At 68.5% G+C, this 18,228-nt stretch carries 15 protein-coding genes; 7 read left to right on the top strand and 8 right to left on the bottom strand.

Annotated features, from left to right (window positions below; genetic code table 11):
- Nucleotides 1-50: 50 nt before the first annotated feature.
- Complete coding sequence (locus tag SMN802W_RS0113010) at nt 51-3,254, bottom strand: TonB-dependent receptor domain-containing protein (RefSeq protein WP_019517354.1); 3,204 nt, start codon at nt 3,252-3,254, stop codon at nt 51-53.
- Between the two features lie 163 nt (nt 3,255-3,417).
- On the opposite strand from SMN802W_RS0113010, the gene SMN802W_RS0113005 reads away from it, so the two are divergent.
- Entirely contained in the window at nt 3,418-3,951 is a 534-nt protein-coding gene (locus SMN802W_RS0113005) for a hypothetical protein (protein WP_019517353.1), read from the top strand.
- A 10-nt stretch (nt 3,952-3,961) separates the two neighbouring features.
- On the opposite strand, the gene SMN802W_RS0113000 is transcribed toward SMN802W_RS0113005, so the two are convergent.
- Both SMN802W_RS0113000 and xseA read right to left on the bottom strand, forming a co-directional pair.
- A complete protein-coding gene (locus SMN802W_RS0113000) occupies nt 3,962-4,162 on the bottom strand; it encodes a DUF2093 domain-containing protein (protein ID WP_019517352.1) in 201 nt (66 codons plus the stop codon).
- A 12-nt stretch (nt 4,163-4,174) separates the two neighbouring features.
- On the bottom strand, nt 4,175-5,617 hold the full coding sequence (gene xseA / locus SMN802W_RS0112995) for an exodeoxyribonuclease VII large subunit (RefSeq protein ID WP_019517351.1): 1,443 nt from the start codon (nt 5,615-5,617) through the stop codon (nt 4,175-4,177).
- Between xseA and purD the strand changes: the two genes are divergently transcribed.
- From purD to SMN802W_RS0112980, 3 genes are read left to right on the top strand one after another with little or no spacing between them, the layout of a single operon-like run.
- Complete coding sequence (purD, locus tag SMN802W_RS0112990; protein WP_019517350.1) at nt 5,616-6,905, top strand: phosphoribosylamine--glycine ligase; 1,290 nt, start codon at nt 5,616-5,618, stop codon at nt 6,903-6,905. The genes xseA and purD overlap by 2 nt on opposite strands.
- Nucleotides 6,906-6,953: 48 nt before the next feature.
- Complete coding sequence (locus tag SMN802W_RS17120; protein WP_156818894.1) at nt 6,954-7,709, top strand: hypothetical protein; 756 nt, start codon at nt 6,954-6,956, stop codon at nt 7,707-7,709.
- The gene (locus tag SMN802W_RS0112980) at nt 7,706-8,161 is read left to right on the top strand and encodes a GreA/GreB family elongation factor (RefSeq protein WP_019517348.1); all 456 of its coding nucleotides are present in this window, start codon (nt 7,706-7,708) and stop codon (nt 8,159-8,161) included. Before SMN802W_RS17120 ends, SMN802W_RS0112980 begins: the two co-directional genes overlap by 4 nt.
- On the opposite strand, the gene SMN802W_RS0112975 is transcribed toward SMN802W_RS0112980, so the two are convergent.
- From SMN802W_RS0112975 to ykgO, 3 genes are read right to left on the bottom strand one after another with little or no spacing between them, the layout of a single operon-like run.
- Nucleotides 8,158-9,048 (bottom strand): EamA family transporter, encoded by an 891-nt coding sequence (locus tag SMN802W_RS0112975; protein ID WP_019517347.1) that lies wholly within the window; start codon nt 9,046-9,048, stop codon nt 8,158-8,160. The genes SMN802W_RS0112980 and SMN802W_RS0112975 overlap by 4 nt on opposite strands.
- Before the next feature lie 47 nt (nt 9,049-9,095).
- The gene (locus SMN802W_RS0112970; RefSeq protein ID WP_019517346.1) at nt 9,096-9,707 is read right to left on the bottom strand and encodes an HAD family hydrolase; all 612 of its coding nucleotides are present in this window, start codon (nt 9,705-9,707) and stop codon (nt 9,096-9,098) included.
- Between the two features lie 46 nt (nt 9,708-9,753).
- Nucleotides 9,754-9,879, bottom strand: a complete 126-nt coding sequence (ykgO, locus tag SMN802W_RS0112965) for a type B 50S ribosomal protein L36 (RefSeq protein ID WP_003046794.1) — start codon at nt 9,877-9,879, stop codon at nt 9,754-9,756.
- A 173-nt stretch (nt 9,880-10,052) separates the two neighbouring features.
- Here ykgO and SMN802W_RS18395 point away from each other — a divergent pair, with 173 nt between their 5' ends.
- On the top strand, nt 10,053-10,655 hold the full coding sequence (locus SMN802W_RS18395; RefSeq protein ID WP_019517345.1) for a hypothetical protein: 603 nt from the start codon (nt 10,053-10,055) through the stop codon (nt 10,653-10,655).
- 2 nt (nt 10,656-10,657) lie between these two features.
- Complete coding sequence (locus SMN802W_RS0112955) at nt 10,658-11,767, top strand: M14 family metallopeptidase (RefSeq protein ID WP_019517344.1); 1,110 nt, start codon at nt 10,658-10,660, stop codon at nt 11,765-11,767.
- 42 nt (nt 11,768-11,809) lie between these two features.
- Here SMN802W_RS0112955 and SMN802W_RS0112950 read toward each other — a convergent pair whose 3' ends face one another.
- A complete protein-coding gene (locus tag SMN802W_RS0112950) occupies nt 11,810-15,919 on the bottom strand; it encodes a translocation/assembly module TamB domain-containing protein (RefSeq protein ID WP_019517343.1) in 4,110 nt (1,369 codons plus the stop codon).
- Nucleotides 15,920-15,924: 5 nt separating this feature from the next.
- Nucleotides 15,925-17,907, bottom strand: a complete 1,983-nt coding sequence (locus tag SMN802W_RS0112945; RefSeq protein ID WP_026326100.1) for an autotransporter assembly complex protein TamA — start codon at nt 17,905-17,907, stop codon at nt 15,925-15,927.
- Nucleotides 17,908-18,019: 112 nt separating this feature from the next.
- Here SMN802W_RS0112945 and SMN802W_RS18390 point away from each other — a divergent pair, with 112 nt between their 5' ends.
- Nucleotides 18,020-18,211, top strand: coding sequence for a hypothetical protein (locus tag SMN802W_RS18390; protein ID WP_156818892.1), 192 nt, complete (start codon nt 18,020-18,022; stop codon nt 18,209-18,211).
- Nucleotides 18,212-18,228 lie beyond the last annotated feature (17 nt).

Here is an 18,228-nt window from a genome sequence, read left to right as displayed (position 1 = left end):
AAAAAAAGGGCCGGGGAATACCCCGGCCCTCTCGATTGCTGATCGATCGATCAGAAGTTTAGCGTCACACCCGAGTAGATGTAGCGGCCGAGTGCGTCATACACCTGCGGATAGGTGTTGCCGTTGGCGAAGCCGGCCGGCTGCGCATAGGCGCCCGCACCCGCGACGAGCGGCGGATCCTTGTCGAGCAGGTTCTGCACACCCAGGCGGAAAGCGAACTTATCCGCGATCGGCGCGGTCAGCGCGAGATCGAAGTAGCTCTGCGGCTTGATGCGCGCATTGTACGCGGTGAAGTCACCCGACAAAGCCGACTGGTTGCTGCTCGCGTCGATGCGGACGGCCGAGAAGTAGCGCCACTGACCCGAGATACCGATGCCGTCGGCAAGGGTGAACGTCAGGCGCGTCTTGTGACGCCATTCCGGTGCCGGGGTGCCGCACTGCGTGCCGTAGTAACCTGCGCAATCGTAGGTCGCGACGACGCCGTTGTTGACCTTGAAGTCGTTCAGCCACGTGCCGTTGAAGTTGAACGAGATCGTGCCGACCGAGCCGACTTCGGAATTGAAGTTGGCGCCGACGTCGATGCCGCTCGTCTGCAGCGTGCCCAGGTTCTGCGTCAGGTCGGTGACATAACCCTGGTTCGAGCGCCACAGCGATCCGGTCGAGTCACGGTTGATCAGCGAGCAGAACGGCGACGCGGCATTGGCGGTGCACGACGCGAGGATCGTGTCCTGACCGATCTGACGGACGGTGTCCTTCACCTTGATGTTGAAGTAATCGACCGTCACCGCGAAGTTGCGCAGGAACGAGATGAACTCCGGCCGCAGCACGACGCCCGCGGTGTAGGTGTCCGCCGTTTCCGGGCGCAGGTTCGGGTTACCACCGATCAGGCCGTTATACTGGCCCGACGGGTTCAGCGCCACGGTCTGACCGACACGCAGACCCTGCGCGAGACAGCCCGCGTCCGCTGCGGTCAGCACACGACCGCCGCACGGATCAGTCGACCCGTTCAGCGCAATACGCTGCGTTGCGAAGAACTCCTGGATGTTCGGTGCACGAACCGCGCGGTTGTACGCGCCGCGGAAGCGGATCGCGCGAACCGGCGCGAAATCAACCGCGACCTTGTAGGTGTCGGTGCTGAAGTCGCGCGCGCCGACCTCGTACTTCGAGTAGCGATAGCCGCCCTCGATCGCGAGGCTGTTGATGAAGCTGTCCGAGATGATCGGCACGCGCGCTTCACCGAAGGCTTCGTAGACGTTGAACGCGCCGTTGATCGGCAGCGTCGCCGCACCCTGGCCCGCAAGGTCGCCGGTCTGGAACGCGGTGTCGGTGTTGAGGTTCAGCGTCTCGCGGCGATATTCACCACCGAAGTTGACGCCGACACCCTCGCTCGCCCACGGCGACTGGATGCCATACTCGCCCAGCAGGCCGGTGAAGTTCACCGACGCGACCTGCTCGGTCACCTGCGCACGCTGGAAGCCCGGCGTCGCGAGGTAAGCGACCGACTGCGGCGTCACGCCACCCTGCGAGAAGATGTTGTAGGGTACGCAGTTCGGATCGCTGCCGTCCACGACCGAACGGCAGGTCGCCGTGCCGTTGACCGACACGACATCCAGTGCACGGCCGAGGCGCGTGACCGAGAAATCGTTCAGGTACGTCTCGGCGAAGTTGGTCCGGCCATACTGATAGTAAGCGTCGTAGGTCAGGCCCTTGGACACGTCACCACGCGCACCGGCAACGAAGCGGTAGGCGGTGTGCTGCAGGTCGTCCTGACGTGGTCCACCCTCGACGTTGCGACGCAGGATCTGCGCGAAGCCGCGATTGTAGGTGCCGCCGGTGGTCGTATCGATGAAGTTGAACGCGGTGAACGCATCCGCTGGCACACCGGCAGTGTTGCCGTACAGCGCACGGTTCTGCGCGATCGACGACACCACGCCCGTCGCCGAGTAGGATGGCGCAACCGTGGTGTAGGCACCCGTGTCCGGGTTCTGCACCACCGTACGCGCGATCAGGCTGGTCGGTGCGCAGATGATGCCGCGCTGTTGCGCGCTGAGCAGCGGATTGTTGCAGTTGAGCGAATACGTGTTGCCGAAGTCGCCCGACGGCGCGATCTGGGCGACCGTGCGGTCGTCCATGAACATGCCTTCCATGTACGGCTTGAACGCGTCGGACACTTCGTAATTGGCGAAGAAGCCCGCCGTGTAACGCTCGTCGGGGCGCTGATAATAGTTGGTCGGCGCGTAGTTGTACGGCGTCGATCCGGGGACCAGCGTCGAGTTGGCACCGACCTGATAGGTGTTCGACTGGCCGTCGAAGATGGTGCCATTGGCCGAGGTCGCCGAACCGCCGCAGCTCGGCACGCCGGCGCGGCTGAACGCGAGCGCGCACGAGCTGTAGTCGCGGTTGTCCTGCGTGATCGCGTTGATCTTGCGGTAACCGAGATAGGCCGTGATGTGACCGCGGTTGTCGTCGAACGACGTGCCCATGACGCCGCTGACGTCGATCGTGCCGCCGTCTGCGACCGGGCCGCTCGGATAGCCGAAGCCGCGGTTGCGCAGCGCGTTGATCGTGCCCGAACCGGCATTGTTGTCATGCTGGTAGAGGCTGTACTGGCCGTCGAGCTTGAACCCGGTGAAATCGGTGTCGAGGATGAAGTTGACGACGCCGCCGACCGCATCCGCGCCGTAGGTGGACGACGCGCCGCCCGTCAGCACTTCCGCGCGCTTGATCAGCGACGAGGGAATGAAGTTGATGTCGGCGGCCGAGTCGGTCGGATCGCCGGGGACGAGGCGACGGCCGTTGATCAGCACCAGCGTGCGGTTCGCACCCAGGTTGCGCAGGTTGACGGTCGCGGTGCCGGTTGCGGCGTTCGAGACCGAGCCACCCTGGTCGGCGAACACCTGCGGCAGCGAGTTGAGCAGATCCTCGGTGCGGGTCACGCCCTGCAGCTTGAAATCCTGCTGGTTGACGACCGTGACCGGGCTGCTCGAGGTCAGGTTCGGCTGCGGAATGCGCGAGCCGGTGACGACGATGTCGCCGGTGGCCGCGGCGCCGGCATTGTTGCCGTCCGCGCTGGCGGGCTTTTCGGCGGGGCTCAGGCCCTCGACCGGACCGGCGGTCGGCTGCGCCGTCTGCGGCGTCGTGCCGGTGGTCGTGTCAGGCTGCGTCTGCGCGAACGCCGGCGCGGACATGATGCCGAGGCCGATGATGACCGGAGCCGCACCCGCCTTCAGACTGGCAAGCAATTGCTTCTTCACTGCCGAAATCCCTTTCCGTTTCACAACGCCAAACTGCCGTTCTCGCAACTTCATGGCGCGTTAGGCTCTGCTTGCTGCCATATCGTGCCGGCTGTAAATCCATCGTTACAATCCGGCAGCGCTTTCCCGGCAGAGCGTCACCGAAATGACACAGGGGACAGACATGGCAGCAGCAGAGGTGATCATCGGGCTGGCGCTTCAGGCGGCAACGGCCGGGACCGTAAATCCGCCGCGAACACAGGCACTTGACCCGTTGATCGCGTGCCGTTCCATCAAGGGCGACAGCGCCCGCCTCGCCTGTTTCGATCGCGAGGTGGCGGCGCTGTCGACCGCGGCCGAGACGAAGAAGATCGTCGTGCTCGACGAGAAAGCGGTGCGTGAAACGCGGCGGTCGCTGTTCGGCTTCGCGCTGCCCACGCGCAACCTGTTCGGGAAGGACAATGCCGACTCGTCGAAGCGCGAGGATACGGAGCTCAAGCGGCTCGACACGGTGGTGACGAGTTCGGCGAAGAACAGCGCGGGGCAACTGGTCTTCACGGTCGAGGGCGGCGCGCGCTGGGTGCAGGACGACGACCGCATGCTGATGCTCGCGCGGATCAAGCCGGGCACGAAGGTGCGGATCAGCGCCGGGATGCTCGGCAGCTATTTCGCGGCGTTCGAGGGTAACGCGTCGGCCAAGGTGCGGCGCGACCGCTAAGCCTGCGCGCCTAGCGCGGCCGCATCGCCTCGCTGGCGAGTTGCGCGGTCGCGAACGGGCGCTGTCCGGCGACGTCCCAGTAGCGCAGGTCGTCAAGCGCGATCGCGGCGCCTGAGGCGGCGCAGACGACATGGTCGCCGGTGCTCAGCACGCGAAAGCCGTTGGCCATGTAGTGAAGCTTCGCAGGGCGGTTGGTGTTCGACATGAGCATTGATCTGGTCCGTCAGAGGAAGGTCGGTTGTTCGGGCTTGCCGGCGTGCGGTTGGGGCTTGCGACGCACCTGGGGCCGAGCAGGCGTTTCCTCAACCGCCGCGTCGGCAATCACGTCGACGACCTCATGATGGCGGAAGTGGAGCGTCATCGCGCCCGCGTCGCGTGCCGCCTGCGCGGTGGTGATCGTCGCCCCGCCACGCGTCGTCACGCGGGCATAGCCGCGTTCGAGGATGCGATCGGGATTGAGGCTTTCGATCAGACGACCCACGTCGACGAGGCTGCGGCGCGCCGCCTCCAGCCGGCGGTCGAGCGTCGCCGGGCGGATCGCGCCCGCCACACGGTCGAGCGTGCCGCGCGCGCCCGCGACGCGGCGTTCGAGTGCACGGTCTGCGCGCGACGCGGCCTCGTCCATCCGCTGCCGCTGGGGTCCGAGCAGCCGGTCGCGTGAAGGAAGCAGGCGCGCCATCGCGGTCAAGCGCTCGCGCCCGCGCTCGACATGGCGGTTGGCGCAGCGAGCGGTGCGCGCCCCCATCGCATCGAGCGTGTAGCGCAGATCGGCGAGCACCGGCACCGCGATCTCGGCCGCCGCGGTCGGCGTCGGTGCGCGAAGATCGGCGGCGTGGTCGCACAGCGTGGTGTCGGTCTCGTGCCCGACCGCGGAGATGATCGGGATCGAGCAGGCGGCGACCGCACGCACGACCGGTTCCTCGTTGAACGCCCACAAGTCCTCGATCGAGCCGCCGCCGCGCGCGACGATGACGAGATCGGGTCTTGCAACAGCGCCCGGCGCCGCATCATTGCGGCCGGGCAGCGCGTCGAAACCGCGCACGGCCGCCGCGATCTCCTCCGCCGCGCCCTGCCCCTGCACCTTGACCGGCCAGACGATGAGGTGCGTCGGGCAGCGATCCTCCAACCGATGGAGGATGTCGCGGATCACCGCGCCGGTCCCTGAGGTAACGACGCCGATCACGCGCGGCATGAACGGTAGTGCCCGGCGCGCGCGCGACTTGGCGAACAGCCCCTCCGCATCGAAGCGCGCCTTGTTGCGCTCCAGCAGCGCCATCAGTGCGCCCGCGCCCGCCAGCTCCATCCGCTCGATGATGATCTGGTATTTGGAACGCCCCGGATAGGTCGTCAGCCGCCCGGTCGCGATCACCTCGACGCCGTCCTCTGGGCGGAAGGCGAGGCCGGCGCTGTTCCCTTTCCACATCACGCCGTCGATCACCGCGCTGTCGTCCTTCAGCGCCAGATAGGAGTGGCCGGAGGCGACGCGCTTGTAGCCCGAGATCTCGCCGCGCAGCCGGACATGGCCGAACTCGCCCTCGACCATCCGCTTCAACCGGCCCGACAGTTCGCCGACCGACAGCGCCATCGCATTGTCGCCCGCGACCGGCTCGGCTACCAGCCGGCTCGCCGGAGCGTCCGCGGACGTATCGAAAAGGGGGTCGGCCATGAATATCCTGTTGATCGGGTCGGGCGGCCGCGAACACGCGCTGGCGTGGCGGCTGGCGCAGTCGCCGGCTCTAGGTACGCTCTTCGCCGCACCGGGCAACCCCGGCATCGCAGAACATGCGACGATCGCGGAGCTGGATACGAGCGACCACCGCGCGGTGATCGACTTCGTGCGGCGACAGCAGATCGGGCTGGTCGTGGTCGGGCCGGAGGCGCCGCTGGTCGAAGGGCTGGCCGACAACGTCCGCGCGATCGGCGTGCCGGTGTTCGGACCCGGCCGCGAGGCAGCGCGGCTGGAGGGGTCGAAAGGTTTCACCAAGGATTTGTGCGCGCGTGTGGGCATCCCGACCGCGCGTTATTTCCGCGTCACCTCGCGCGACGGTGCGCTCGCCTGCCTCGACGATTTCGCCGATGGTGACGATTGCCGCTGCGTCATCAAGGCCGACGGCCTCGCCGCGGGCAAGGGCGTAACGGTCGCGATGTCGCGTGACGAGGCCGAGGCGGCGATCCGCGACCTGTTCGCTGACGGCCCGGCCGAGGCAGTGATCGAGGAGTTCCTGCAAGGGGAAGAAGCCAGCCTGTTCGTGCTAAGCGACGGCACGGTCAGCGCATCGTTCGGATCGGCGCAGGACCACAAGCGCGTCGGCGACGGCGACACCGGCGCGAACACCGGCGGCATGGGCGCCTATTCGCCCGCGGCGTGCCTCTCACCGGAGGACGAGGAACGCGCGCTGGGCGAGATCGTGCGTCCGACGATCGATGCGCTGGCCGCCGCGGGCACGCCGTACGTCGGGGTGCTCTATGCCGGGCTGATGCTGACGGCGGACGGGCCCAAGCTCATCGAATACAATGTCCGCTTCGGCGATCCCGAGTGCCAGGTGCTGATGGCGCGCTTCGACGGCGATCTGGCGGAGGTGCTGCTGGCGGTGGCGGAAGGGCGTCTCGCCGATCTGCCCGCGCCCAGCTTTCGCGACGAGGTCGCGCTGACCGTCGTGATGGCGGCGCGCGGCTATCCGGGCACACCCGAGACCGGCGGCACGATCGACGGGATCGCGGCGGCCGAGGCGGACGGCGCGCGCGTGTTCCAGGCGGGCACGCGGTTGCAGGACGGGCGGCTAATGGCGAGCGGCGGACGCGTGCTCGCGGTCACCGCGACCGGCGACAGTGTCGGCGCGGCGCAGAAGGCGGCCTATGCCGCAGTCGACCGGATCGACTTCCCGACCGGTTTCTGCCGCCGCGATATCGGTTGGCGCGAGATCGCGCGCGAGGATGAGCAAGCGTCGGCTTGAGGACATAACGAGCGCGCTCTACGTTCTCGCGCCATGGGAAATTACTCGATGATGCCGTTTTCGCAGGACAGCGTGCTCGTGCTGGTCGCGCTCGGGCTGGTGGCAGTGCTCGCACTGCTGACGATCCTGGGCATGATCAAGGGCGCGCGATTGAAGCGCGCGCGCCGCGTGGCCGAGCAGGAGGAGCAGACGCGGATCGAGGCGCTGCGCGACGACGGCGTCGAGGAGCGTGAGGCCGATCTCGCGGGCGATTCGTTCGCCGACGCACCGAAGCAGAATGCGGCATCGACGCTCGCACCCGAGGAAAACAAAGCCGAGCAAGGCCGTGACGAGCGCGACGCGGCCCCACGCGAAACTTCGCCGCAGCCGGCACCTGCCCCGCTGCCGTCCCCGACGGTCGGCCAGCCGCAACCCGCCGACCGAACATTCGATGAGCAGCCGGACGAAGCGCCGCTCGCCGACGAGCCGATCGCGGCAGCCGCACCGCTCGACGCATCGCCCGCCAGCACGGCCGCGGATACGCCCCGCCCGGCACCTTCCGCGCCCGCCGCAACCCCGGCTGACGCAGGCTCGATCACTCAGCTAAAGGGGCTCGGCCCCAAGATCGCCACGCGTCTGAACGAACTCGGCATCACGCAGGTCGATCAGCTCGCATGGATCGATGACGGCGAAGCAGCCGAGCTCGACGCCAAGATGGGGGCGTTCCAGGGCCGGATGGAGCGCGACCGCTGGCGCGAGCAGGCGCGCTTGCTCGCGAAGGGCGATCGCGCCGGCTACGAGGCGCAGTTCGGCAAGCTCGGATGAGCGTCGCCTTTCGCCGTGAAAGTGACGACGAGCATCTCGAGCCGACCTTCGAGCTGCCGCTGCCGTCCGGGCCCAATCTGGTGACGCCGCGCGGGCGCGCGCTGATCGACGAGCGGATCGGCGCGCTGGAGCATCAGATTGCCGCGACCGAAGACGCGGAGGTGGTCAAGAAGCTGCGTCGCGACCTGCGCTACTGGCAGACGCGCCAGGTAACTGCAGTGGAAACCGCGCCGCGCTCGGACGGGGCGGTCGGCTTCGGCAACCGCGTGACCTTCACGCTTGGCGGCAAGGAACGCCGCGTGACGCTGGTCGGCGACGACGAAGCCGATCCGGCTGCCGGCACCATCCCCTTCTCCGCTCCGCTCGCGCGTGCGCTGATGGGCGCGGAGGCGGGCGAGATCGTCGCCTTCAACGGTCGCGAGGACGCGATCGAGGTGATGGCGGTCGTTTAGGCGCCCGCGCCGCGTCGCCACGGGATGCGCCCGGCGAGCGGCCACAGGATGTTGAGCGCGAGGCCGCCCAGCACCAGCGCGCCCGCGCCCAGCTTCCAACCCGGCAGCGGCTCACCCAGCAGCATCGCGCTCGCGCCCATGCCGAACACCGGCACCAGCATCGCGAGTGGGGTGATCGTCGCGGCCGGGTGGCGCGCGAGCAGCCAGCCCCAGGCGGCATAGCCGAACAGCGAGTTGCCAACCGATTGCCACACGACTGCCGCCCACGCGCCGGGCGTCGCCTGCGCGAGCGCCGTTGCGATCGGCCCTGCCCTTTCCAGCAACAGCGCGGCGACGACCAGCGGCGGCACCGCGAACATGCTCGACCAGACGACGAAGCCGAGCATGTCGGTCACCCCACTCGCCTTCGCGACATGGTTGCCGCCTGCCCAGCTGAGTGCCGCCGCGATGACCAGCACGAGGCCGAGCGGCGTTGCCGCCCCGCCGCCGTGCGCGACGATCACGCCGATCCCCGCGGTCGCCATGACGAGCGCCAGCACCTGCACCCGCTTCACCCGCTCGCCGCGGAACGCCATCGCGAGCGCGATGGTGAAGAACACCTGGCTCTGCACCACCAGGCTCGCAAGGCCGGGCGAGATCATGCCGTTCATGGCGATGAACAGCAGCCCGAACTGCCCCGCGCCGATCAGCACGCCGTAGGCGGCGAGGTCGCGCCAGCGCACTGCCGGGCGACGGATGAACAGCGCTGCAGGAAAGAAGGCGAGCGTGAAGCGAAGTGCGGCAAAGGCGAGCGGCGGAAATTGCTCCAGCGCGACGCGAATGACGACGAAATTGGTGCCCCAGACCACCACGACGGCCAGCCCGAGCAGCAGGTGGCGCAGCGGCACATCCCCTCCCTCGACTCCAGTTGCCCCGGCGCTGACGACGGGCTGGCTCAGCGCAGCAGTCCCAGCTCGGTCAGCTCGACGCGCAGCGTCTCGGCGTCGCGGAAGTGATGCGCGCGGATGCCGACCACGCGTGCACCGGCGATGTTGGCTTCGTTGTCGTCGACGAAGATCGTCTCGTCCGCCGCCACGCCGAAACGGCGCAGCGCGAGGTGGTAGATCGCGGCGTCGGGCTTGATCAGCTTCTCGTCGCCCGACACGACGATGTCGCGAAATCGGTCGAACAGCGCCGCCTCACGCGCGCGGAAAGGTGCAAAGAACTCGCCCGAGAAATTGGTGATCGCGAACAGGAGCACGCCGTTCGCGTCCAGTTCCTCGACGATCTCCGTCATGCCCGCGATCGGTCCGGGGATCTGCTCGGAAAAGCGCGGTCCCCAGAGACGGATCATCTCCGCATGTTCGGGGTGGAGCGCGATCAGCTCGGCCGAGGTTTCCGCAAACGGCCGTCCCGCATCGTGCTGGAAATGCCACTCGCGCGTGGCGACATCACGCAGGAACACGTCGAGCGCCTGTTCGTCGTCGAACAGGCGCTCGTACAGGACTCGCGGGTCCCAATCGAAGAGGACGTGCCCGACATCGAAGATCACCGACGTAACGGGCATGAACCGCTTTATTCCAACCGTGCCGATCGAATCAGCAGCGGGCGAATCAGCCCTGGCGCGCCTTGAAGCGGCGGTTGGTCTTGTTGATGACATAGGTACGGCCGCGGCGACGGATCACGCGGTTGTCGCGGTGGCGGTCCTTGAGCGACTTCAAGCTGTTGCGGATCTTCATGGTGCGCCTTTACGGTCGTGTTCGAGTCTTCAGGGAAAGCGCGCCGCCTAGTGAAGCCGGCCGCGCAAGTCAACCGCGCTTCCCCGTCGCACACGAACGGCGCGGCGCGGGAGCTTGCAGCATCGTGCGGCGTTACCTAGTCGAAACGATCGTCACAGGAAAGAGAAGGTCACATGCGCGCCCTACCACTTGCCGCCCTCGCGACCGCCACGCTGGTTTCCGCCTGCGCGACGGGGCCGCAATCCTTTCCCGTCTCGGCCACGCGCTTCCACTATGATCCGGTGACGCAACGCGGCACAATCGCGGTTGAGCCGCTGCCCGGTCCGACGACGCCCAGCATCGAGTACAAGACCTATGCCGCCGCGGTGCAGAGCCAGCTCTTGCGGCAGGGCTTCACCAATCCCGCCCCCGGCGCCACGGCCGAATATATCGCAACGGTCGGCTTCACCCGCGCGCCGCAATCGCTGCCGCGGCGACGCTCGCCGGTGTCGATCGGGCTCGGCGGCGGCGTGGGTGGCGGCGGCTGGCGCAGCGGCGGCGGAGTCGGCGCGGGGGTAGGCTTCCCGGTCGGCGGCGGTGGTGGCGGCGAAGGCGTGGTGACCGAACTGTCGGTGCGCATCCGCAAGGGACCGGACGCGATCTGGGAAGGACAGGCGCAGTCGCTCACCGACGTGCGCGCGCCGACCGCCGATGCAGGATCGATCTCGCAGCGCCTGGCAGCCGCGTTGTTCAAGGGCTTCCCCGGCGAGTCGGGCCGGACGATCGAGGTCAAGTGAGCATGGCCGTGTCGATCAACGCCGCCTTTGATGGCGGCAACATTCGTGTCGTCGCCGTGCATGATGATCACGTCGATCTGGAGATCGTCCACGATCACCAGTCCGACTTCTTTCAATGGTTCTATTTTCGCGCTTCCGGCCTTGCGGGTCGCGCGACGACCTTCCGCATCCTCAACGCGGGCAAGTCGGCCTATCCGTTCGGCTGGCCGGGGTACAAGACGCGCGCCTCGACCGATCTCGCGCAGTGGCGGATGATCGACACGCGCTACAAGGATGGCGTGCTGGAGTTCGACTGGGATGGCAGCGGCGACCTTGCCTGGTTCGCCTATTTCGCGCCGTACACGATGGAGATGCACGCGCATCTGATCGCGCGTGTCGCAGCGCGGCCGGGAGTGACGCATCGCGAGATCGGGCAGACACTCGACGGACAGGCGATCGATTACCTCCGCATCGGGTCGGGCGAGAAGCAGGTCTGGCTCTACGGCCGCCAGCATCCGGGCGAATCGATGACCGAATGGTGGATGGAAGGCGCGCTCGACTGGCTGACCAGCGATGCGGCGCGACCGTTGCTCGACAAGGCGACCGTCCACGTCGTGCCCAACATGAACCCGGACGGCACGCGTCGCGGCCATTTGCGCACCAATGCAGCTGGGGTGAACCTCAATCGCGAGTGGCATTCGCCGAGTGCCGAGCGTAGCCCGGAGGTGCGGTGCGTGCTGGCCGAGATGGACCGCACCGGCGTCACCTTCGCGATGGACGTCCATGGTGACGAGGCGATCGCCGCCAACTTCATCGCGGGGTTCGAGGGCATCCCGTCGTGGACCGACGCGCACGGCGACAAGTTCTACGACTTCGGCCGGCGTCTCGCGGCGCACACGCCCGACTTCCAGACAAAGCTCGGCTACGACAAGTCGGCGGCGGGCAAGGCGAACCTGTCGATGTCGACCAACCAGCTCGCCGAGCGCTTCGGTGCGGTGTCGGTGACGCTGGAGATGCCGTTCAAGGATCACGATCCAAACCCCGATGCCGAGTTCGGCTGGAGCCCGGAGCGGTCGAAGCAGCTCGGCGTGTCGTGCCTGGAAGTGCTGTCGGAGATGATCGACGGGCTGTGATCGACCGATCACCCCGCCCGGGACCGGGCGGGAGCCGGCGCCTCAATAATCCTTTGACACCCGCACGTTGCCGCTCTGCCGGCCGAGCGTCGATATTGATGACAATAGCGACAGCCAGCGCGTGACCTGGAACTCGACCCGCGTGGCGGAATAGCCCTGCCCGTCGGTGATGATTTCGGCATAGAGCCGCCGCGTCACGTATTTGCCCGCCGCGATCGAGGTCGCCTGCCCCGTCTGCGGGTCGGCTGGCAGGATGCGAAGGCGGTCGAGCCCGGCCGCGCGGCGCACCGCGTTGATCGGGTTGATGCCGTTCCCGCCATCCTGCAACGCCGCCACCGCCGCGGCGAGCTGCAACGCCTCGGGCGCGGACAGGTTGGTAATCGAGGTGCCGAACAGCAGCCGTGACAGGAGTTCGTCCTGCGGCAGCGCAGGCACGCTGCTGAAGGTGATCTCGGGCTTCTGCGCGACGCCGGTGACGCGAATGCTGGCGCGCAGCCCGGTCGAGTCGGCATTCGCCTCGATATCGAGCGCTGGGTTGGCGGGCACCTCGCCTGCGAAGCGAAGCACGCCGCGCTCCAGCTCGAACTCGCGCCCGGCAAACTCGTAATCGCCGCGGATCAGGTCGGCGCGGCCGGTGATCGCGGGATTGTCCGGCGTGCCGGCGATGTTCACGTCGGTCGACCATTCCGATGACAGGCCGAGCCCGCTGACCATCAACCCGCCCCTGGCGTGCGCGTGCACCGCGAGCGTCCACGGCGCGGGTCCGGCGTCGTCATCGGCCTCGCCGCCGCCGGGCAGGTTGATCTCGCGCACGTTCAGCTGCGGCAATGCGCTCGCGACGGTCGCCTGTCCGAGGCGGTAGCGGCTGGCGTCGAGCCGCACGTCGCCCGCGATCCGCCCGCCCGACCCGTCGGAGGTGAAGGTGAGCGGCCCCGTCACGGTTGCCCCGATATCGTCGCGGTCGATCAGCACCGCGCGGTTCGCCTGCATCCTGAGATCGAGCGCGACGCCCTTCGCGCCGGCGAAGTCGAACCGGCCGGTGCCGGTCACCGTGCCGCCGCGCCCGGCGTCGGCGGTGAAGCTTCCCACCTGCAATTGCGATCCGGCGAAGCGGCCGGTCGCCTGCACGTTGGTGAGCGCGGTGCCGGTCGTCGCGCTGCTGATCCGTGCGCCGGTCGCCTTCACCTGCCCCCTGATCTGAGGTGCGCGGACGCTGCCCGACACATCGGCGGCGATCGCGACGGGTCCGGCGAGGTCGAACAGCTCGACCCGAGTCAGCCGCCACAAGGTGTCGGCGGGCCCGCTGTAGCGCAGTTGCGCGAACAGACCCGCACCCGTCAGCCGCTCGACCACGTCGCCCTGCCCCAGCGGCCGGAGCAGCGCCTGCGCGCGCCCGATCGTGCGGCCGTTCGATGCCATGACCGCGCGCAACCCGGCCTTGTCGGCGGTCAGCACGCCCGCGATCCCCAGGTCGATCGGTGCGGAGGATTGCAGCAGCCCCGAGCGCGTCAGCCCGCGCACCGTCATGTTGACGCGGCCGGTCGGCGCCTCGGCTCCGCGCGCCGCGTAATGAAGCGTACCCGACGCGTTGCCGCCGAGGCCGAGCCCGGCATAACCGATGTCGAGCACCGACAGCGGCATCGTGTCGACGGTGAGATCGACCGCGGTGTCGACCGCGCCGAACCGTCCTGACGCCTGCGCGCGGCCACCGGCGAACGACAGGTTGGTGGGCGCGAGCAGCCAATCGTCGCCGTCGCGCCGCAGCCGTGCGGGCGTGTCGAGCCGGATCGGCTGGTTACCGACCTTACCCTGTGCCTGCACCGTGTAGCCATCGGCGGCGATTTGCGTCACCGTCTGGATCTGGAACCCCGCACCGCGCGATCCGGCGATCGAGGCACGCACCTCCCCCGTGTCGCCGTTCAGCGTCGCGGTGCCGGCCAAGCGCGCGATACTGAGCGAGCCACGCCGCAACCCGTTGCCGGTCATGGTCGCGCTGACGCGCGTGCCGGTGGGATCGAGCAATGTGGTGAAATCCACATGACCCTGCCGTACCGACACGCTGTCGAGCCGCGCCGCGCGCGCATCAAGCGAGCCGACGATACGCTGGATCGTGCCCTGCGGCGCGAAGTCGAGCGTGCCGGAAATGCCCCCGCCTGCGACGGTCAACCGCCCGAGGAAGCCGTTGGGCACGATGTCGAGCGCGCCGCTCGCACGGGTGCCGCTGACATCGAGCCGCGCGACCGCGATCCGTGCGGTCCCGCCCTTCGGCAACAGAATCTGCCCCTCGGTCGTGAACGGTCCAAGCCGCGATCCGCCGGCGGCGGTGAAGGCGAAGCCGGCGGGTGTCGGATCGAGGTGCGCGCGCACGCCCGTCAGGCCCAGCGCCGCGTTCGGCCGCTGGAAGACTAGGTCGATCACCGGCCGCTCGATCTGCCCGTCCAGCTTCAACGTCAGCGCGCCGTAGGTCGCCTGCGTCCCTGCGCCCTCGAAATGGAACGTGCCGTCACGGCGGCGAAATCCGCTGCCCCTCAGTCTGATCTGCGGTGCGGTCAGGACGAGGTTGGTGAAATGCAGGACGCCGTCCGGGGTGCGCTCCAGCAGCGTCTCGACATGCGGCAATCCGCCCGCCAGGCTGCGGAAGAAGGCGTTGTCGAGCCGGACCATCTGCGCGCTGCCGCGTCCGACGACGCGGGTGCCATGGCCGCCCGGGCCCGGCACGACAGTGAGCCGCGACTGCACGTCAACCACGCCGAGGCCGGGGATCAGCAATCGCCCGAGCGCGCCGTTCACGCCGATGTCGAACTGACCGTTCGTCAGGTCGAGTTGAAGGTTGATGCGCCCGGTGAGCTTGTCCGAACGCAACCGCAAATCGTCGCCGGTGACAAGCCTGGAGGTGACCCGCAGCGTACCGTCGACCGCCAAATTGCGCAGGATGCCGCCCGCGACATTGCCGAGGCCGGTCACGCGCGCGGCAGTGAAGCGCACCGGCAGCGCGATCGGCGCCTTTGACCAGCGCCCGCGCCCAGCCGCGCGTGCCTGCTCGAACCCGGTTTGGTCGAACGAGAAGCGGGCGCTCGTGATGCGATAGTCGAACGTGAACGCGCGCAGCGGCCCGTCGAGGATCGCGCGCAGCTCCATGCCGGTCGCGCGCATGTTACGGAACAGCGCCTCGGGCCTGAGCAACCGCGCGCGCAGGCGCAGGTTGTCGAGCCGGGTGCGGGCCAGATCGACCACGCCCGTCGCCTCGGCGGCGAGCGCGGCCGAACGCAGCGACAACGTGCCGTCAAGCCGCCGACCGGCGAACGTCCCGCTGCCGTTCACCGCCACGCGGGGGACGGTCAGCGCCTGTAGCTTGCCGCGCGTGATCCCGGCGACCGCAAGCGTACCCGTCAGCGTGTAGCGGCCAGCGTCGTTGCCGAGGGCGAGGTCGGCCACACGCGCGCCGCCGACCTGCGCGCGCGCAGTCCCGCGCCAGCGCTGCCAGTCACCGACGCCGCCGACATCGAGCGAGACGGCGCGGCGCAATCCTGTCAACTGCGCGAGCACGCCCTGCGCGGCGCCTGCCGCGTGCACGTCGATGTCGAAACGCCCGGCATCGGGGACGGCATCGATCCGCGCGGAGACGCGGTCGCTTCCCTCGATCAACGCGGCGAGATCGACCGCGGCATGGCCCGAGCGGATGTCGGCGCGCCCTTGAAGCCGCCCGTAACGCTGCCGCCCGGTCACCCGCGGTGCCACGACCAGCCGGGAGACACGCAGGCGGCGGATCGCGATGTCGAAGTCAGGCAGGATCGGACCCTGCTTTCCAGTGTCGATCGTGCGCGGCAGCTTGGCGAGCATGGCCAAGGGCACGTCCAGCGCATCGATGTCGAGCCGGTTCGACACCCATGCGAACGGATCCCAGTCAAGCGTCGCGCGCGGCACCGCCAGCACCAGCCCGTCGGGATCGCTCAGGCGAAAGTCGACCAGTTCGGCCTTGCCGTACAGCGAGCCATCGATGCGGCCGAGGTGGAAGCGCAAGCCGTTGGCGGGCGCGAGCGCGTTGACGCGGTCGGCGACGAAGCGGTGTCCGATGTCGCTGTCGAGCACGACCGCGACCATCGCCATAAGCACGCCCAAGCCTGCGACGATCCGCAGGGTCCAGCGCAACATGGCTCTCAAAACGCCTGCCCAAGCGAGACATAGACCGCGACCCGGCTGTCACCCGGCTGCGGGTTGAGCGGGGTGCCGACATCAAGGCGGATCGGCCCGAAGTTGGAGTAATAACGCACGCCCAGCCCCGCGCCGTACTGCAACCCTTTGAAGTCGGGTACGACGCCGGTGTAGATATTCCCGCCGTCGAAGAACGGCACGATGCCGAAATTGCCGAACGCCCTGACCCGCGCCTCGATCGAGAATTCGGACAGCGACCGCCCGCCGATCGGATCGTTGTTGACGTCGCGCGGGCCGATCGCCTGGAATCCGTAGCCGCGCACCGACGCGCCGCCGCCGGCGTAGAAGCGCCTGGACGGCGCGATCTGATCGCGCGGTGCGCCGAGGATGGTGCCGACGCGCACGCGTCCGGCGAGCGTCACGCCCTTGCTTGCGGGGAGGTAACCGCTGGCATCCAATTGCGTGCGGGCATAACCGAAGACATTGCCCTGCAGGCTGATCTCGGGGCTGAGCCGCCCCGCCAGCCGGAACCCGCGCGTCGGGTTGAGCAGGTCGTCCGATCCATCGTAACCGAGGCTGGTGGGCAGCGCGCCGATGAAGAAGGTGCGGCGGCGCGGCTCGCCGGTCGAGGCGATCACGTCGCGCTCGTCGGTCGCGACCAGCTCGGCGCCGAGCGACCAGGTCCAGGTCTTTTGAAAGAAGATGTTGGTTTGCCGTTCGAGCGATCCCGACAGCGTCAGCGTGTTGGCGTCGTACGCGTCGCGTTGTGTATGCGCGGCGGCGAATTGCGCGGTCAGCACCTGGTCGCGCTCGCGGAAATTGTTGCGGCGGAACACCACCGAGCCAAGCTGCTCGCGCGTGCCGAGCACGCCGCGCAGCGTCAACGCGCCCTCTGGCGGGAACAGGTTGCGGTGCGTCCAGCTGACCTCGGACCGCGCACCCTCGCCGGTGCCGTAACCGAGCTCGGCCGCGACCGTGCGCGGCGGCGCGGGCTCTAGCCGCACGTCGAGATCAACCGTCTCCGGCGTGGCACCCGGCACCGGTGTCACCTGCGCGGTCGAGACAAGCCCGGTCTGGATCAATGCGCGGCGCAGGTCGTCGACGCCCGAGGTCGTGTACGGAACACCGGGGGCGAAGCGCGCGATCTCCTGCACGTGCGCGGCGTCGAACACGCGGTTGTTCGCGTTGGCGGTGATGCGGCCGAAGCGGCGCGCGGTGCCGGTGGACAGGTCGAGCGCGAGCGTGGCGGTGCGGGTCGCATGATCGACCACGATCGCAGGCTCACCAACCTTGGCGAAGGCGAACCCCTGCTCGCCGACCGCGGTGCGCAAGGTGCCCTCGGCGGCGGCGATCGTATCGGCATTGACCGGATCGTTGCCGGTGATGGGAAACGCCTTCTCCAGCGCAGCCGCCTTGTCACCCGCGCCCGTGATACCGTTCAGCGTCACGCCGGCGAAGCGGTACAGCGAGCCCGGCGTCGCCTGTAGCACGATCACCGGGCGCTTCGCCTCATTCGCGACCGAAGTCGTCACCGCGGCGTCGTAATAGCCTTCCCCCTTCAGCAGCGTGACGAGCAGGTCGGCATCCTGCTTCGCGCGGCGGTCGAGCTGCGCGGCATTCGCTTCCTTGTTGTGGTTGGCAGCAAGGGTGGACAGTTCCTCGAAGCGTTGCCGCAACAGGTCGGAGGCGACCCCGTCGAGCCCCTCGACACGGTAGCCGTAACGGGTCAGCGCGCCGACGTCGGCGCGGCGCGGATCGGTGCTCGCCGTCGACGCAGCCGCGGTCAGGTCGGGCCAGTCGACGCCGATGTCGGGCATCGCGGCGAGCGGTGCTGAGGGATCGAGATCGAGCGGGTCGGGCGATTGCGGTACGGCGGATACAGACGTGGGCGCGGCTCGGTTCACCTGCTGCGCGTGCGCAGCCGGTACCAGACCAACGATCCCCCCGGCCGCGCACAGCAACGCGCGGCGTCCCACACGCGAACCCATGATCCGCGGCTTAGCCCGCTCTCACGCGGCGCAACAGGGGCAAAGCGCGGGCAGGTCCACTTCGGACCGCAGCCGCGCCACGGCCCGTCGCGCTGGCGCAAGCGGGTCCGACGTGGCACAGCGCTGCGACATGAGCCAGTCGACCAGATCATCCGCCGCGGGCGGTTTCTTCATCGCGATGGGCGCGCTGGTCGGCACCGGCGTGGGGATCGCGATGCGACAGCCGTCGGTCGGCTTCCTCGCCGGCTTGGCATTCGGCGTCGCCATCGCGTTGGGCATCTGGCTGATCGACCGCCGCCGCTGATCGCCGGCGTTCCGGCC

Source organism: Sphingomonas sp. Mn802worker (assembly GCF_000382485.1).
Taxonomy (GTDB): Bacteria; Pseudomonadota; Alphaproteobacteria; order Sphingomonadales; family Sphingomonadaceae; genus Sphingomonas.
This window is presented reverse-complemented; position numbering and strand designations above follow the sequence as displayed.

Coding starts and splice junctions, on each gene's coding strand:
- SMN802W_RS0113005 (WP_019517353.1), top strand. CDS start 3,418: ATGGCAGCAGCAGAGGTGATCATCGGGCTGGCGCTTCAGGCGGCAACG.
- SMN802W_RS0113000 (WP_019517352.1), bottom strand. CDS start 4,162: ATGCTCATGTCGAACACCAACCGCCCTGCGAAGCTTCACTACATGGCC.
- purD (WP_019517350.1), top strand. CDS start 5,616: ATGAATATCCTGTTGATCGGGTCGGGCGGCCGCGAACACGCGCTGGCG.
- xseA (WP_019517351.1), bottom strand. CDS start 5,617: ATGGCCGACCCCCTTTTCGATACGTCCGCGGACGCTCCGGCGAGCCGG.
- SMN802W_RS17120 (WP_156818894.1), top strand. CDS start 6,954: ATGATGCCGTTTTCGCAGGACAGCGTGCTCGTGCTGGTCGCGCTCGGG.
- SMN802W_RS0112980 (WP_019517348.1), top strand. CDS start 7,706: ATGAGCGTCGCCTTTCGCCGTGAAAGTGACGACGAGCATCTCGAGCCG.
- SMN802W_RS0112970 (WP_019517346.1), bottom strand. CDS start 9,707: ATGCCCGTTACGTCGGTGATCTTCGATGTCGGGCACGTCCTCTTCGAT.
- ykgO (WP_003046794.1), bottom strand. CDS start 9,879: ATGAAGATCCGCAACAGCTTGAAGTCGCTCAAGGACCGCCACCGCGAC.
- SMN802W_RS18395 (WP_019517345.1), top strand. CDS start 10,053: ATGCGCGCCCTACCACTTGCCGCCCTCGCGACCGCCACGCTGGTTTCC.
- SMN802W_RS0112955 (WP_019517344.1), top strand. CDS start 10,658: ATGGCCGTGTCGATCAACGCCGCCTTTGATGGCGGCAACATTCGTGTC.
- SMN802W_RS0112950 (WP_019517343.1), bottom strand. CDS start 15,919: ATGTTGCGCTGGACCCTGCGGATCGTCGCAGGCTTGGGCGTGCTTATG.
- SMN802W_RS0112945 (WP_026326100.1), bottom strand. CDS start 17,907: ATGGGTTCGCGTGTGGGACGCCGCGCGTTGCTGTGCGCGGCCGGGGGG.